The organism is Streptomyces sp. PA03-3a, from assembly GCF_033792735.1.
In the GTDB taxonomy this organism is placed as follows: domain Bacteria; phylum Actinomycetota; class Actinomycetes; order Streptomycetales; family Streptomycetaceae; genus Actinacidiphila.
This window is the reverse complement of record NZ_JARAVM010000006.1, coordinates 117327-132502: the sequence shown is the minus strand read 5'-3', so window position 1 is coordinate 132502 and position 15176 is coordinate 117327. Positions and strand designations below refer to the sequence as shown.

At 72.5% G+C, this 15176-nt stretch carries 13 protein-coding genes; 8 read left to right on the top strand and 5 right to left on the bottom strand.

What is annotated here, in order from left to right:
• Nucleotides 1-102 precede the first annotated feature (102 nt).
• Together dxs and PV342_RS09410 are read left to right on the top strand one after the other, a co-directional pair.
• Nucleotides 103-2067, top strand: coding sequence for a 1-deoxy-D-xylulose-5-phosphate synthase (dxs, locus tag PV342_RS09415; RefSeq protein ID WP_500316553.1), 1965 nt, complete (start codon nucleotides 103-105; stop codon nucleotides 2065-2067).
• A gap of 55 nt (nucleotides 2068-2122) precedes the next feature.
• Entirely contained in the window at nucleotides 2123-3211 is a 1089-nt protein-coding gene (locus PV342_RS09410; RefSeq protein WP_500316552.1) for a tellurite resistance/C4-dicarboxylate transporter family protein, read from the top strand.
• A 722-nt stretch (nucleotides 3212-3933) separates the two neighbouring features.
• On the opposite strand, the gene PV342_RS09405 is transcribed toward PV342_RS09410, so the two are convergent.
• The 3 genes from PV342_RS09405 to PV342_RS09395 form a co-directional block, all read right to left on the bottom strand.
• Nucleotides 3934-4191, bottom strand: a complete 258-nt coding sequence (locus PV342_RS09405) for a hypothetical protein (RefSeq protein WP_500316550.1) — start codon at nucleotides 4189-4191, stop codon at nucleotides 3934-3936.
• A 65-nt stretch (nucleotides 4192-4256) separates the two neighbouring features.
• Entirely contained in the window at nucleotides 4257-5681 is a 1425-nt protein-coding gene (locus PV342_RS09400) for a flotillin family protein (RefSeq protein ID WP_386997871.1), read from the bottom strand.
• Nucleotides 5682-5719: 38 nt separating this feature from the next.
• The gene (locus PV342_RS09395) at nucleotides 5720-6223 is read right to left on the bottom strand and encodes an NfeD C-terminal domain-containing protein (RefSeq protein WP_500316548.1); all 504 of its coding nucleotides are present in this window, start codon (nucleotides 6221-6223) and stop codon (nucleotides 5720-5722) included.
• A 208-nt stretch (nucleotides 6224-6431) separates the two neighbouring features.
• Between PV342_RS09395 and PV342_RS09390 the strand changes: the two genes are divergently transcribed.
• The 5 genes from PV342_RS09390 (at nucleotide 6432) to PV342_RS09370 (ending at nucleotide 10282) form a co-directional block, all read left to right on the top strand.
• Nucleotides 6432-6566 carry a hypothetical protein gene (locus tag PV342_RS09390; RefSeq protein WP_500316546.1) on the top strand — a complete coding sequence of 45 codons (135 nt, stop codon included), beginning with the start codon at nucleotides 6432-6434 and terminating at the stop codon, nucleotides 6564-6566.
• A gap of 70 nt (nucleotides 6567-6636) precedes the next feature.
• On the top strand, nucleotides 6637-7104 hold the full coding sequence (locus PV342_RS09385) for a hypothetical protein (RefSeq protein WP_500316544.1): 468 nt from the start codon (nucleotides 6637-6639) through the stop codon (nucleotides 7102-7104).
• Nucleotides 7105-7356: 252 nt separating this feature from the next.
• The gene (locus tag PV342_RS09380) at nucleotides 7357-8340 is read left to right on the top strand and encodes an AraC-like ligand-binding domain-containing protein (RefSeq protein WP_500316542.1); all 984 of its coding nucleotides are present in this window, start codon (nucleotides 7357-7359) and stop codon (nucleotides 8338-8340) included.
• A gap of 185 nt (nucleotides 8341-8525) precedes the next feature.
• Nucleotides 8526-9494 (top strand): ATP-binding cassette domain-containing protein, encoded by a 969-nt coding sequence (locus PV342_RS09375; protein WP_500316540.1) that lies wholly within the window; start codon nucleotides 8526-8528, stop codon nucleotides 9492-9494.
• The gene (locus PV342_RS09370; RefSeq protein WP_018562880.1) at nucleotides 9491-10282 is read left to right on the top strand and encodes an ABC transporter permease; all 792 of its coding nucleotides are present in this window, start codon (nucleotides 9491-9493) and stop codon (nucleotides 10280-10282) included. The genes PV342_RS09375 and PV342_RS09370 overlap by 4 nt, the downstream gene beginning before the upstream one ends.
• On the opposite strand, the gene PV342_RS09365 is transcribed toward PV342_RS09370, so the two are convergent.
• The gene (locus tag PV342_RS09365; protein ID WP_500316538.1) at nucleotides 10263-13394 is read right to left on the bottom strand and encodes an ATP-binding protein; all 3132 of its coding nucleotides are present in this window, start codon (nucleotides 13392-13394) and stop codon (nucleotides 10263-10265) included. The two genes, PV342_RS09370 and PV342_RS09365, sit on opposite strands and share 20 nt — an antisense overlap.
• 646 nt (nucleotides 13395-14040) lie before the next feature.
• Between PV342_RS09365 and PV342_RS09360 the strand changes: the two genes are divergently transcribed.
• Nucleotides 14041-14292, top strand: coding sequence for a hypothetical protein (locus PV342_RS09360; RefSeq protein ID WP_400808779.1), 252 nt, complete (start codon nucleotides 14041-14043; stop codon nucleotides 14290-14292).
• Nucleotides 14293-14437: 145 nt separating this feature from the next.
• On the opposite strand, the gene PV342_RS09355 is transcribed toward PV342_RS09360, so the two are convergent.
• The gene (locus PV342_RS09355; protein ID WP_400808781.1) at nucleotides 14438-15157 is read right to left on the bottom strand and encodes a hypothetical protein; all 720 of its coding nucleotides are present in this window, start codon (nucleotides 15155-15157) and stop codon (nucleotides 14438-14440) included.
• Between the last annotated feature and the right edge of the window lie 19 nt (nucleotides 15158-15176).

The following is a 15176-nucleotide window of genomic DNA, read 5'->3' as shown; positions in this document are numbered from 1 at the left end:
GGTGGGGCTCGCACAGCGTGAGCGGTGACTCGTGCGGCGCGGCGCTCGGCCGCGTACGGCGCGTCAGCCGACGGCACGGCGGTATCGAGGAGGAGCGGTGACATGAGCCTGCTGGCACGGATCGACCAGCCCGCGGACCTGCGGGGTCTGAGCCACCCGGAGCTGGTCCGGCTCGCCGGGGAGATCCGCGATTTCCTGATCCGGCACGTCGCGGCGACGGGCGGGCATCTGGGGCCGAACCTCGGCGTCGTGGAACTGACGCTGGCACTGCACCGCGTCTTCGACTCCCCGCGTGACCGGCTGCTCTGGGACGTCGGCCACCAGGCGTACGTCCACAAGATCGTGACGGGGCGGGCCGGCGAGTTCACCGGCCTGCGGCAGCGCGGCGGCCTGTCCGGATACCCCAGCCGTGAGGAGTCCGCGCACGACCACATCGAGCACTCCCACGCCTCCGCGGCCCTGTCGTACGCCGACGGCATGGCCAAGGCCGCGCAGTTCACCGGAGAGGCGGACCGGCACATCGTCGCCGTCGTCGGCGACGGAGCGCTCACCGGCGGCCTGGCCTGGGAGGCCCTCAACAACATCGCGGAGGCACCCGGCCGGCCCGTGGTGATCGTCGTCAACGACAACGGCCGCTCGTACGCGCCGACCGTGGGCGGACTCGCGCGGCACCTGGCGGCCCTGCGCACCCACGCCGGCTACGAGCGTCTGGCCGGCTGGGGCAAGCAGGCCCTCGGCGGCGCCGGGACGCCCGGACGCGCGTTGCACCGCACCCTGCACGCGGCCAAGGAGGGCATCAAGGAGGGGCTGAGGGCGGGCCTGGTCGAGGACCACGCCGAGGCCGTGACGCCGCACTCGCTCTTCGGCGCGCTGGGACTGCGGTACATCGGGCCCGTCGACGGGCACGACGTCGCCGCCCTGGAAGCGGCCCTGGAGCGTGCCAAGGCCCAGGGCGAGCCCGTCGTCGTGCACTGCATCACGCGCAAGGGGCTCGGGTACGCGCCCGCCGAGCAGGACGAGGAGGACCATCTGCACGGCATCGGCGCCATCGACCCGCGGACGGGGCGACCGCTGCGCCCCGCCCTGCCGACCTGGTCGGCGGCGTTCGGCCGGGAGCTGCTGGAACTGGCGGACACCCACCCCGAAGTCGTCGCGATCACCGCGGCCATGCCCGGCTCGGTCGGCCTGAACGACTTCGCCGCACGGTACCCGGCACGCTTCTTCGACGTGGGGATCGCCGAGCAGCACGCGGTCGCCTCGGCCGCCGGGATGGCCATGGCGGGGCTGCACCCGGTGATCGCCCTGTACGGCACCTTCCTGAACCGCGCGCTCGACCAGGTGCTGATGGACCTCGCGCTGCACCGTCTCGGCGCGACCCTCGTGCTCGACCGGTCCGGAGTCACCGGCGACGACGGACCCAGCCACAACGGGCTCTGGGACCTGGCGATGCTCCAGGCGGTCCCCGGCCTGCGCATCGCGGCGCCGCGCGACGCGCGCACGCTGCGGGAGCGGTTGCGGCAGGCCGTCTCGATCACCGACGCGCCGACGGTCCTGCGCTACCCGCGAGGGGCGGTCGGCCCGGAGATCCCGGCGGCCGCTCGCGCCGGCGCGGTCGACGTCCTGCGTGAGGCGGCGCCCGGCGCCGGAACCGTCCTGCTGATCGCCGTCGGAACGACGGCCACCGTCGCCCTCGAAGCGGCGGCGCTCTGCGCCGAGCGCGGCGTGGAGGTCACCGTGGTGGACCCGCTGTGGGTCAAGCCGCTTCCCGGTGAACTGCCCGCCCTCGCCGCCGGCCACGCCCTGGTCGTCACGGTCGAGGACGGCCTGCGGACCGGGGGAGTGGGCACGGCGGTGGTCCACGCTCTGCAGGAGGCCGGTGTCCGCACCCCGGTGCGGGTCCTGGGCGTGGAGGACGGGTTTCCCCGGCAGGCGACCCGTGCCGAGATCCTCACGGAGGCGGGACTGACCGCTCGGGCCGTCGCGGACACCGTCGTCCAGGGCGCGGCGCAGGCTGCCGCCACGGCGTTGCCCGGCGGTTCCCGGATCGCCTCCGCGCCCGAAAGGTGATGAAGTGCGCACATCGGTGAATGCGGCTACCGCGAGAGCGGCCGGAGGCCACGTCATGTCGAAGATCATCCGACGCGGAACCGGTGAGCGGACGCCCGGCCCCGGTCCCCGGACGCCCGGACGCCGCGCGGCCGTCTCCGCCGCGGTGGCGGACCTCAACCCCGGCGCGCTGGCGTTCGTCATGGGCACCGGCATCGTCTCCACGGCCCTGTACGCCAACGGCGCCCGCACGGCCTCCGCGGCACTGCTGTGGGTGGCCCTGGCCGGTTTCGCGGTACTGGTGCCCGCCTACGCCTGGCGGCTGCTGCGAAACCGTGAACGGTTCGTCGCGGACTTCCTCGGGCCGCGCGCCTTCGCCTTCCTCACCCTCGCCGTCTCCTCCAACGTGCTGGCCTCGCGCCTCGCGCCGGACGGCCACACGGCGGCTTCCGGGTCGTTCCTGGCGTTCGGGGCGCTGGGGTGGCTGGTACTGGGCTACGGCATTCCGCTCGCGCTCATCACCACCCTGAAGCGTGGCCCCTCGTTCGACCAGGTGAACGGCACATGGTTCCTGTGGGCGGTGAGCTCGGAGTCGGTGGCACTCGCTGCGGCCTCGCTGGCCCGGGTGACCTCAGGACACGTGCTGCCCGTGCTGGCGGTGGTGTGCTGGGCCGTCGGCCTGATGCAGTACCTGCTGACCTCCGCGATCGTCCTGGCCAGACTGCTCGCCCGGCCCGTCCGGCCGGAAGGCCTCATGACGTCGGTCTGGATCTTCATGGGGGCGGCGGCGATCGCCGTGCTCGTCCCGGTGCGGCTGATCGCCCTCCCACCGGGCAGCACCATTCTGTCGAGGGAGATCCTCGTGGGGACGTCCTTCGTCCTGTGGTCGTTCTCCAGCTGGCTCATCCCGCTCCTGCTCGCCCTGGGCGTGTGGCGGCACGCGCTGCGCCGCATTCCGCTGCGCTACGACCTCGGCTGGTGGAACCTCGTCTTCCCGATCGGGATGTACGCCGTCACCACGCACGAGCTCGGACGTGCGACCGGGACCTCGTGGATGACGAGCATGGGCCGCTGGGAGGTCTGGGTCGCCGCGGCATTCTGGGCCGTCGTGTTCGCCGCCATGGTGGGCTCCGGATTCCGGCGGCGTCGACCGGCCGCGGCGTGATCCGCTCCCGTACGGGGCGGGCGGGCACGCCCGTGGAGCACGCCGTCGTCCCGGAGGTCGCCCGCCGTCCGCGGCTGCGTCGCCCTCACCGCGCGAGGAGGCCGATGAGCAGGAGCGGGCCGTAGACGGCCACGAGGGCGCAGAGGAGCCGTCTCCATTCGAAGTGGTCGTCAGCCGGATCGGGCCGGCCGGGCCCCTGCCCTTGCCGCTGCCTCTGTCCGTCTCCGTCCCTGTTCCCGTGCCACCGTGTGTCCGCAGTGCCGCACGGTGGGCCTGCCGGAGTCTCCGGAGTGCCTTCTGATGGGTCGGATACCCGGTGAACGTGCCCAGCACTGAACTGCCGAAGGCGATCGACTCGATGGTGCGCCCGTCTCGCATGACGACGGTCAGGCCGTCGTGGACCGCCACTTCGCCGACGTCGGTCCAGGCGACGCTCGAGGTCACCAGGAAGTTCGTGACAGACAAGCGGTCGGGTCCGCTGCGGATCGCCGAGTCCCACCCGAGGGCCCAGAAGAACAGGGTCACGCCCCCGAGTAGCACCGCCCCTCCCGGGGCCTCGTGCAGGGGGCCGATGAACAGGGCGGCCAAGGCGTAGGTGCCCACCCCGCCGGCCACGGGCGGCCATACGTACACGGGCCGTCTGATCGCCCTCGTCCGCACCGGTACCACCTCCACGAACGGATCCTCCGTCTCATCCCGTACCTGCGGGCGCGCCTCTCCGGTCAGACGTGCAGCCAGGGCAGGTACCCCACCGGCAGTGCGAAGCTCATGACCACTGCTGCCGTCGCGGCCACGACGGAGCCCGCGTGGACCAGCCGGTGTCCGTGGTCCCCGACGAGGAGGCACCGGGCAAGGCCCGCGAGGCCGCCCACGGCGGCGATGACGCCGAGCTCGACGGCGAGCCCGATGTTGAGGATCTGCACCCCGCCCAGGACGAGGAGACCGACGGTCAGGGCGGTCCCTCCGGCCGGGTCGCGCACGGCTCCTCCCCTCGTCCCGGGCGGGTACGGGCCCGTGCGTGACACCGCCGGCCCCTCGCCCCGCGTCAGTCGGCGATCTCGATCCTGCCGTTGGACGTGTCGGCGCGGGCCGGCGCCGCGGTTCCGCGCCGGGTGAAGCCCTTGAGCAGGTCGGCGAGGTCGACTCCCGTGGTGGAGCTGAGCAGTTCCATGCCCTGGGCCACGTTGTCCGCGACCGTACGGGACAGTTGACCGGCTCCGTCCGTCGAGATCACGGTCATCTTGTCCACGGCGGCGAGCGGCTCGGAGGCCTTCGCGACGACCTGGGGCAGCACCTCGACCAGCATCTGCAGTACCGCAGCGTCGCCGTACTGCGCGAAGGCGTCCGCCTTCTTCTGCATGGCCTCGGCCTCGGCCGACCCCTTCGCCGCGATGGCAGCGGCCTGCGCCTCACCCTCGATGCGCACGGCATCGGCGAGCGCGGCGCGGTGCGCCTTCTCGCCCTCGCCGGTCAGCCGGGAGCGCTGGGCGTCCGCCTCGGCCTCCTTGACCAGCGCGATACGGCGGGCCTCGGCCTCCTGCTCGGCCTGGTAGCGCGCGGCGTCGGCCGGCTTGCGGACCCTGGTGTCGAGTTCGCGGTCGGTCAGCGCGGCCTGTCGTGCGGCGACCTTCTCCTGCTCGGTGAGGACCTCCTGGCTGCGGGCGGCTTCCGCGAGCGGGCCGGCGGCCGCGGCACGGGCGGCGGCCTCGTCCGTCTCGGCCTTGATCTCGGCCTGCTTGAGCGCGAACGTCCGCTGGGCTATCGCGATCTCCTCCTCGGCCTTGAGCCGCGCCTGCTCCGACGCCTGCCGCGCCAGGGCTTCGGCGATGTCGGCCTCCTGCCTGGCCCGTGCGGCCTCGGGCCGTCCCAGGTCCTCCAGGTAGGAGCCCTCCGTGGTGATGTCCTGGATCTGGAAGGCGTCCAGGACCAGGCCCTGCCCGGACAGACTCGCCTCGGCCTCCTCGGCGACCTGGCCGGCGAACGCCGCGCGGTCCCGGATGACGTCCTCCACGGACATCCGCCCGACGATGGAGCGCAGGGCGCCCGACAGGACTTCCTGGGTGAAGCCGACGATGCCGTCCTGCTGCATCAGGAACCGCTGGGCCGCCGCGCGGATGGAGTCCTCGGTGCCGCCGACCTTGACGATCGCCACGCCCTCCAGGTGGGCCTTCACCCCTCGCAGCGTGACCGCGCCCCGTACGGCGACCGGGATGTGCCGGCTGGACAGGTCCAGGGTGAACTTCTGCTGGACGAACGGCACGACGAACACGCCCCCGCCGACCACGACCTTCTGGCCGCTGTTGTCGGTGAAGATCCGTCCGGTCTCCGGGTCCGTGGACTTCTTGCCGCGCCGGCCGGTGACGATGAACGCCTCACTGGGGCCGGCGACCTTGTAGCGGGTGACGACGACGAGGGCGAGCAGAACGACGAGTACGACGATTCCCACCGCAGCGGTGAGGACAGGGCTCATGCCGGATTCCCTTGCTCGGAACAGAAAGTGACGAACAATCAGTGGTCGACGGGGCGCACGGCCACCGACGTGGCCGACAGCGCGGCCTCCACCCACACCCTCGAGCCCCGCGCCAGCGGGACGGTGCTCCTGGCCGCGAGCTTCACGGGCTGACCGGCCAGGTACGCGAGCACCTCGCCGTAGCCGTCCGCCGGAATCGCGGTGACCACCGTGCCCGTGCCGCCGATGAGGTCGTCGCCACGTGGCGCGGCCGAAGCGCCCCCGCGCATCAGGGACCGGCTGAACCTCCACGTGAGCCAGCCCGCGAAGCCCCCGGCGGCCACTCCCGCCGCGGCCGCGAACGCCGTCCCGAGACCCGTGGTGCCCAGGACGATCGCGCCGGTGAAGCCCAGCATCGACACGAATCCGGCGATCACCGGAAGGGACAGCAGTCCGTCCAGGCCGCCGAGCCCCTCAAAGAGTCCGTCCAGGACGCCGTCGAAGACCAGGGCCAGCGCCAGCACCACCAGACCGGCGATGCCGAGACCGAGAAACCATTGCATCCCGCCCCCGCCCGCTCGCCGATCCGGTCTTTCGAAGACACCGCGATCCTGTCACGGAGCGCGGCACTCGGTCATTGCCGGATCCCGGCAATCTTTACGCGTTCTTTACGTCCTGCCCGGCGGCCCGGAAGCCGGCGCAGCCGCGGGGCGCGCCGAGCCGCCGGGATCATCGCGACGGGGCGGACCGCCGGTCGGGGAGGTTTTCGAAGTGCACGTCGTAGCGATGCTGTTCGGGGAGAAGCGACGCGAATTCGGCTTCGCCGCGACTGACGGCGACCAGTTGCTCGAGCCGCAGCGGTTTCACCGCCGCCGGTGCTTTGAAAACGCCGTGAAACGGCGGTGAACGCTGGGTCGGCCACGCTCTCCGGGATGACGAGGCCCCGAGAGGGGCGGCGATCCGGGAGGGGACCACCATGAACAGGCTGCGACTGACGCTCCGGCACGCCGCGGCCTTCGCGCGCTTCGCCGGACTGGGCTGCGCGGTCACCCTGGCGGCCTCGGCGGCCCTGGTCGTGCTCTCGCAGTGGATCCCGTGGATGGCGGCGAACGTGCTGACCACCGTCGCCTCCTCGGTGGCCGCCACCGAACTGCACGCCCGTGTCTCGTTCGGCCACGGCCGTCCCGGTCTGGCCGGTCATCTGAAGAGCGCCGCCACCGTCGCCGCCGGCTGGCTGGTCACGTCGGCCGCCGTCGGCGCACTGGCGCTGCTCCGCCCCGGCGCCGGAGTCGTCCTGCAGCAGTCGGTGTACCTGTCGGCCACCGCGCTCGTCGGGATCGGCCGCTATCTCGTGCTGCGTCTGACCGTGTTCGCGGAGCGCGGCCCGCGGCCGCGCACTCGCGGCGGTGTCCGGTCACGGGTCTCGTACGACGCGGTGGCGTGAGGTCCGCATCCTCGTAGGAGGCCGACCGTTACGGCAGGGCGCCGTGCGGTGCTCGGGTCGCCGACGGGGGCCAAGTCGAGGACGGCGCAGGCCTGCTGGAGAGCGCGCCGGCGGCACGCCGGTGCGATGCAGGGCGAAACGAAAACAATATGCATAATACAGTAAAATCTGCCGAATGGGCCCACTGGCGGCAGTAGTGTGGAAATCCGCCCAGCTACGCAGGCTCCGCGACCTGTTCAGGAGGAAGCGCGCATGGCAGACCGACTCGACGCCGCGACGCTCGCTCCTGGTGATCGTGCGGACGCGATCCGTGAATTCTCGTGGTCCATCAACGGCCGCGTGGAGGTGGACCTTCCGTCGAATCCGCATCGTCAGCGAGCCTGTGCGACCACCAACGCACTGGGATCGGTGAAGGTCTCGGAGATCGGCTGGAACGTCGCCCGCCTCCTGTGTGACTCCACCCCGGTGGACGGGGACATGGTGCCGCACGTTCTCGTCCATCTCCAGGAGGCGGGGGTCTCCCAGGTCCGCCAGGGCGGTAGGCAGGCGTGGAGAAGGGCCGGGGATCTCACGGTGCTCGACAATGCGAAGCCCTACGAGGTCACCTTCCACGGCCCAACGCGTTCGGTTCTCGTGCGCGTTCCCACCCATGTCCTGGGGCTGCGGCCGTCCTTGCTCGACCGGATCACGGCCGTGCCACTCAGTTCGGAGCGCCCGGTCGTGGGTGCCACAGCGGCATTCTTCACCCGACTGGCCCGCCATCAGACCGCTGCCGGCGACGCTGAGGCCGCCCTGTTCCTGAAGCCCAGTCTCGACCTGATCAGGGCTGTGGTCACCGTGGTCCTGGACCGGGGCGACCTGGCCAGGGCGCCCCTGAACAGCACCCTTCTCGAGCGCGTTCAGGAATACGTCCGCCTCCATCTGGCGGACCCCGACCTGACCGCCGAGCGCCTCGCTGCCGAGCATGACGTTTCCGTACGCTGGCTCTACCTGACCCTGTCCCGAGCGGGAATCACCCTCGGTGAATGGATAAGGACGCAGCGCCTCGAGGAGTGCAGGAAACAACTGGCCTCGCCTGCACATGAGTTCATGACGATCGAGGCCATCGCCCACCAGTGGGGGTTCGCCGGCGCCGCCCACTTCAGCCGCGTTTTCAAGACCGCGTACGGCGTGAGCCCCCGCGAGTTGCGGTCGCGACACGCGGCGGGGAGAGCCGACTCTCACCGGCCCGACTGACGCCGGGCCTCGTGCCGGCCTTCGGCGACGCGCGGGGTTCCCACGCTCCCTACCGGTGGACGACAACACCCGCCACCCGGGCGCGATGGCGGCGACCAGGCCATTTCACCGTGTCACCCGCCATCGCCGGTGAATGAAACCGTGCTGAAAGGCCGTTGAACGCGGTGCCCCGCAGACTCCGGGGCATGATGACAACGACCCACGGATCAGCGATCGCAGCCACGGGGCTGCGGAAGTCCTTCGGGGACAAGACGGTCCTCCAGGGCATCGACCTGCACGTGCCCACGGGCACCGTCTTCTCCCTCCTGGGCCCCAACGGCGCCGGCAAGACCACCGTCGTCAACATCCTCTCCACCCTCGTCACCGCCGACGCGGGCGACATCCGTGTCGGCGGCCACGACATCGCCGTCGAGCCGCAGGCGGTACGCGCGGAGATAGGCGTCACGGGGCAGTTCTCCGCCGTCGACGGACTGATAACCGGCGAGGAGAACATGCTCCTCATGGCGGACCTGCACCACCTGTCCAGGAGCGAGGGGCGCCGGGTCACCGCCGAGCTGCTGGAGCGGTTCGACCTGGTCGAGGCCGCGAAGAAGCCGGCGTCCACCTACTCCGGCGGCATGAAGCGCCGCCTCGACATCGCCATGACCCTGGTCGGCAGCCCGCGGACCATCTTCCTCGACGAGCCGACCACCGGCCTGGACCCGCGCAGCCGCCACACCATGTGGCAGATCATCCGCGAACTGGTCTCCGGTGGCGTCACCGTTTTCCTCACCACCCAGTACCTGGAGGAGGCCGACCAGCTCGCCGACCGTATCGCGGTGCTCGACGACGGCAGGATCGCCGCCGAGGGCACCGCTGACGAGCTGAAGCGGCTCATCCCGGGCGGCCACGTGCGGCTCCGCTTCACCGACCCGGCCGCGTACCGGTCCGCCGCCGCCGAACTGCGCGAGGTGACCCGGGACGACGAGGCACTGACCCTGCAGATCCCCAGCGGCGGCAGCCAGCGCGAGCTGCGCTCCATCCTCGACTGGCTGGACACGGCCGGCATCGAGGCGGACGAGCTGACCGTGCACACCCCCGACCTCGACGACGTGTTCTTCGCCCTCACCGGCCCGGCGGGCGTCCCCGACCAGCCCAAGGAGAACGTCCGATGAGCACCCTTTCCCTCGCGGTCCGCGACTCCGGCACGATGCTGCGCCGCAATCTGCTGCACGCGCGGCGCTACCCGTCCACGACCCTGAACCTGCTGCTCGCGCCGATCATGCTGCTGCTGCTGTTCGTCTACATCTTCGGCGACGTGATGAGCGCGGGCATCGGCGGCGGTGGGGCCGACCGCTCCGAGTACATCGCCTACATCGTCCCGGGCATCCTGATGATGACCATCGGCAGCACCGTGATCGGGGCCGCGGTGTACATCTCCATGGACATGAGCGAGGGCCTCATCGCCCGCTTCCGCACGATGGCGATCCACCGCGGCTCCGTGATCATCGGGCACGTGGTCGGCAGCGTGCTGCAGTGCGTGGCCAGCGTGGTCCTCGTCGGTGCCGTCGCCGTGGCCATCGGCTTCCGGTCCACGGACGCCACGGCGCTGGAGTGGCTGGCGGCGTTCGGACTGCTCGTGCTGTTCTCCCTGGCGTTCACCTGGATCGCGGTCGGCATCGGCATGGCCAGTCCGAACGCCGAGGCGGCCGCCAACAGCGCACAGCCGCTGATCCTCCTCCCGCTCATCTCGAGCGCCTTCATCCCGGCCGACACGATGCCGGGCTGGTTCCAGCCGATCGCCGAGTACCAGCCGTTCACACCGGCCATCGAGACCCTGCGCGGCCTGCTGCTCGGCACCGGGATCGGCAACTACGGGTGGATCACGATCGCCTGGTGCGCCGGACTGACCGTGCTCGGCTACCTGTGGTCGACGGCGCAGTTCAACCGCGACCCGAAATGAGCGCGCGGGCCGCCTCGCGCAGCCCGTCCCGCCCCAGGGCGGCGTACTCCGACACCGCGTCGGCGTACGCCGCCCCGTCCGTCTCCCCGGCGGTCCGCCGGGCCCGGTCGAGGGACATGGTGGGATGGAACACCTGTGACACGTGCAGCCGTTCCGCGAGCGCCATCAGCCGCACCGCCGACGCGTCGCCCGCCGCGAGCCGGGCCAGTCCGAGGGCCAGCACCCCGGTGCCGTACCCCAGGATCTCCCCGGCCGGCAGGGAGCCGTCGGCGAGCAGCGCACGCAGCCGGCCCTCCAGCTCGGCCACCAGTCCGGCGACCGGCTCCAGCCGCCCGGCGTACGCGTGCGCCGCAACCACGTGGGCGTCGATCACCCGCGCCCACGCGTCCATGGACGGGTCGGCGGGCGGGGCGTCGCTCGCGCGCATCCGCTCGGCGGCCGTCCGCCACCGCTTGAGACCCAGCTCGGTCAGCCCGCGGGCCAGGGCGATCTCGGCCGAGGCCGCCAGATCGGGCGTGAAGACGGAGCTCTGCTCCCCGGACAGGCTCCGCTCCACCCGCCGCAGCCACTCCTCGGCCTCGTCCGGCTCGCCGCGCTGCAGGCAGGCCAGCACGAGGCCCCGGCGCAGTCCCGTCGTCGGCGACTGGTCGCTCAGGTGGGTCAGGGCGTCCAGCGCCGCCAGCAGGTGCCGGTAGGCGTCCTCGCCGAGACCGGCGTCCGCGCACAGCTCGCTGCAGCGGGAGTGGCCCAGGAGGGTGAGCGCCGGGTTGGGCGCGACGCCGACCAGGGCGAGCATCCGGCGCGCGGAGGAGAGCGCACGCTCCGGTTCGTGCTCGTACTCCCAGATGTAGCTGGCCACGCACTCGGCGATGCCCGCGAGCAAGGGCGCCTCGTCGGCGCACAGTTCCCGCAGCGACTCGTAGCCGGGCGGGCGCATGTCCGGCATGGTGCACAGCACGACGGAGAGCGCCCGCAGCAGCGTGTCCGGCTCCGCGGGCGGCAGACGGCGCAAGGTGACGAGGTGGCGCGGCCGGAGGGGCCCGTGCCCGATGAACGGGGCGGCGGTGCAGACGGCGCTGAGGGTGCGGGTGACCTCGGTGTGCCGTGCGTCGGGGCGGTAGTGCGACAGTGGTGCCGCGGTCTCGGCGGCCAGGGTCAGAAGCCGGTGGAAGCCCGCCGAGTCGGTGAGCCAGACGCACGCCAGCACCGCGCCGGCCGCGGCGGTGGTGGCCAGGTCCTCGCGGGCGAGGGCGAGCCGCAGGGCGAGCACGAGGTTGTCCTGCTCAGCGCGCAGCCGCGCCCAGTGCCGCAACGGCTCGGCGCTGAACAGCACGTCGTGGTTGGCGAGTCCGAAGTCCCGTGCCCAGCCCAGGAACCGCTCGGTGACCGCCTCCTCCTCCCCGGCGGCCGCCCGCCGGGCGGCGCTGAACTCCCGCACCGTCTCCAGCATGTGGAAGCGGATCCCGGCCGCGGTGTCGGCGGCCTTCAGCAGCGACTGGTCCACCAACTGCTCCAGCAGGTACGGCGCGTCGCCGTCGTCCAGCAGCCGCTCCGCCGCCCCTTCGGTGAAGCCGCCGGGGAGGACGGACAGCGCCCGCAGCGCCGCCCGGGCGTCCTCCTCCAGCAGATTCCAGCTCCACTCCACGACCGCGAGCAGGGTGCGGTGCCGCTCGGGCGCGTCCCGGCTCCCGCCGCGCAGCAGCGCGAAGCGGTCGCCGAGGCGGCGGGCGATCTCGGGAACGGACAGCACCCTGACCCGTGCCGCCGCCAGCTCCACGGCGAGCGGCAGCCCGTCCAGATGGCGGCACAGCTCCGCCACCGCCTCGGGCGGCAGCTCGACATGGTGGCGCGCGGCCCGGGCCCGCTGCTCGAAGAGCTCGATCGAGGTCGCGAGGCTCAACTGCGGCAGCTGGTACACCGCTTCGGAGCTGAGTCCCAGCGGCGCCCTGCTGGTGACCAGCACCCGCAGGTCCCTGGACAGCGCCACCAGCTCCCGCACCAGGGCGGCGGCGCCACCGACGACCTGCTCGCAGTTGTCGAGCACCAGCAGCGCCGGACCGGCGCCGAGGGCGGCGACGATCCCGGCGGCCGTGTCCGTACGGCCGCCGTACCCCCCGCCGCCACGTGACGCCTCCGCGCCGCCGAGTGCCGACGCCACCTCGCCGGCCACGTCCTCGTCCGTGCCGACTCCGGCCAGCGAGACGAAGTGCACCACCCGCTGCTCCGCCTGGCGGCTCACGGCGTGCGCGAGCCGGGTCTTGCCCAGTCCGCCGGGGCCGACGATGGAGGCCAGCCGCGAGGAGTGCAGCAGCGCGGCCACCGCCGCGAGATCCTCGTCCCGCCCCAGCAGCGGATTCGGGTCGTGCGGCACCCCGTACCGGACCACGGGGGCCTCGGCCCGCAGCAGCTCCTGATGCACGGCCTTGAGACCGGGGCCCGGGTCGCTGCCGAGGTCGTCCCGGAGCTCGCGCCGGTATCCGTCGTAGCGGGCGAGCGCCGCCGAAGGCCCGGCCGTGGCCGCCTCGGCGCGCAGCAGTTCGGCCAGTACCTCTTCGTCGCGCGGGGTACGGGCGAAGACCTCGGCGAGGGGCGCCACCGCCTCGGCACTTCGTCCCAGCCGGGCGAGCGCGAGGGCGCGGGAGCGTACGAGGGAGTGGTGCAGCGGCGCCCGCTCGGCGCGCAGTTCCGCCACCGGGTCGCCCGGCGCGGCGTCGGCGTCCGGAGTGGTGTCCCAGAAGGCGAGGCCTTCCTGCGCACTGGCCAGGGCGGCGGCATGGTCCCCGGCCCGGGTGTTCCGGGCGCTCGCCTCGGCACACCGCACCACCGCCGCACTGTCGACCTGCTCCTCGCCCAGCGCCAGCCGGTAGCCGGTCGGGGTGCTGACGACGACGTCGGGGCCGAGCTGGGAGCGGGCCCGGGAGACCAGGATCCGCAGCGCGTTGGCCGGATTGGCCGGCGGCTCGTCCTGCCACAGCCCTTCCACCAGCCGCGCGGTGCTGCGGCCGGCGCGCAGTTCGCCCGCGAGCAGCGCGAGCAGACCGCGCAGCCGGGGCGCGGTGATCTCACGGCCGCGGTAGGCCACGCGCGACAGGAGGATCAGGTCGGTCGTCACCCGGTCAGGCTATCGACAGCGGGCGCCGGGGCGGCTGTTGAGGGCGGCGTAGGCGGCCGGCCCGGCCGGCCCGGGCCGTTGGCCGTACGCCGCACGTCACGAGGGGACCGGACCGTCGCTCGGCGTCATCGGCCCGCCTGTCGGCGTCAACGGCCCGCCTGTCGGGGTCCCGCCTGCGCCGTCTCCCGGGTCTGTGGCGGGCCGCGTCACCCGAATGCGCCTTCCAGCTTGCGGATCACGCGAGAGCACGCGATCGTGCCGCCAATCCGAGGGTTTCGACCTGCTCCGCAAGCGCTCGGTCCTGAGGAGCCCCGCCGGAACCACCGGCGAGGGCTCTTCGGCGTGAGGTCGGCGCGTGCACGGAGACCACGGACGCCCAGGTGCCGCGTCCGAACGCAGGCGCCGACCGGCACCGGCGTCCGAGGCCCCAATGCCGGGGGGCGCCGTGGGGACGGCGCATGTGCGCAGCCTCCCCCGGGTCGCAGAGCTGCCCGTTCCCGAGTGCCGTACGCGCATCCGCAGTCACAGGAGCGATGCGCGTTCTCAGGGCACCCTTCTCGCAGCCAGGCCGCCTCACCGGCATGCGGGCCGGGCCTTCGCCCCGCATCCTGGCGCTGTAGCCGCTTCCTTCCGGAGGAGCGATGCCATGCGGATGTGCTGGGAGATCAAGCCCGTCGCCTACGCGGGCCAGCAGGTGCACGACGTCGACGCGGCGCTGCAGACCCTCTACATGTTCGCCGACCGCGCTCGGGAGTGGGCGCCGGACAACACCCCGGGCCTTGCCGAGTCGGTCACCGCCATGGCCGCCCGGATGCTGACCGACGGCGCTCGCACGGTCCACCAGGGCTTCTCGTGGTCCGCCACCGAGGGATCCGTCTACGTAGCGCTCACCCCGTAAGGCGACGTAGAGGGACCTTGCGAGGGGCTCTCTCCGGAGATCCACCCGGCCTGTCCGCGCGCCGGCGCGCATCCGTCGGCATCGGCGGGGATCCCGGCCCCGGGACGCCCGACGGCCGCGCTGCTCGCGGGCGGCCCGTCGGGCGTCAGCTGAAGCGGATGTCGCTGAGGTCGATCGAGACCATGACGTCGTCCGGGACGGGGTGACCGGTGGCGTCGAGGCTGTACGCGCGGCGCTTGGTGGGAAGGGTGATGCCGTCCGCCTCCACGTAGTCGTACACGTACTGCGCGGCGGCGAGTCCGCCCGCGACGTCGACGCGGTAGTCGTGTCGGCGGAGCAGATGATCGGGGCCGAAGTAGAAGTCCTGGTGCGTGCTGTGGCTGGCGATCCCGGGCGGGAAGGTGGCGCGCAGCCCCTGCCACGGTTCGTTCCCCTCCTGCCACGGGTCGATACCGGTGACGGTGAAGCCGGGCATGGCCAGCAGGAACGGCGTGGTGAGGTAGGTCCACAGTGCGTAGCCGTTGAAGTAGGCCCGGTCCAGCGGGTCCCAGGGGGTCTCCAGGGTGTGGCCGGCGAAGGAGGACCGGGGGTTCTCGCGAGCGGCGACCACGCGTCCGTCGGCCTTGTCGATGCTCACCCGCCCGGGGCTGAAGTCGGTCCTCTGGTCGGGGGCGCCGAAGGGCCGGACTGACGCACGCTCCTCGTGCAGCAGGACGGTCATCTCGCGCGGCTCGGGATCCTGCGGCAGGCCCTTGACGGCGAACAGGCGCCCTCCGCTGACAAGGGTGGCTCGCGCCCGGGTCAGATCACGCCAGCGTGCGCTTCCGCCGTGGGCTTCGATCGCCGCGGTGAGCAGTTCGTTCATGTGTCCTCGGGCTGTCGGT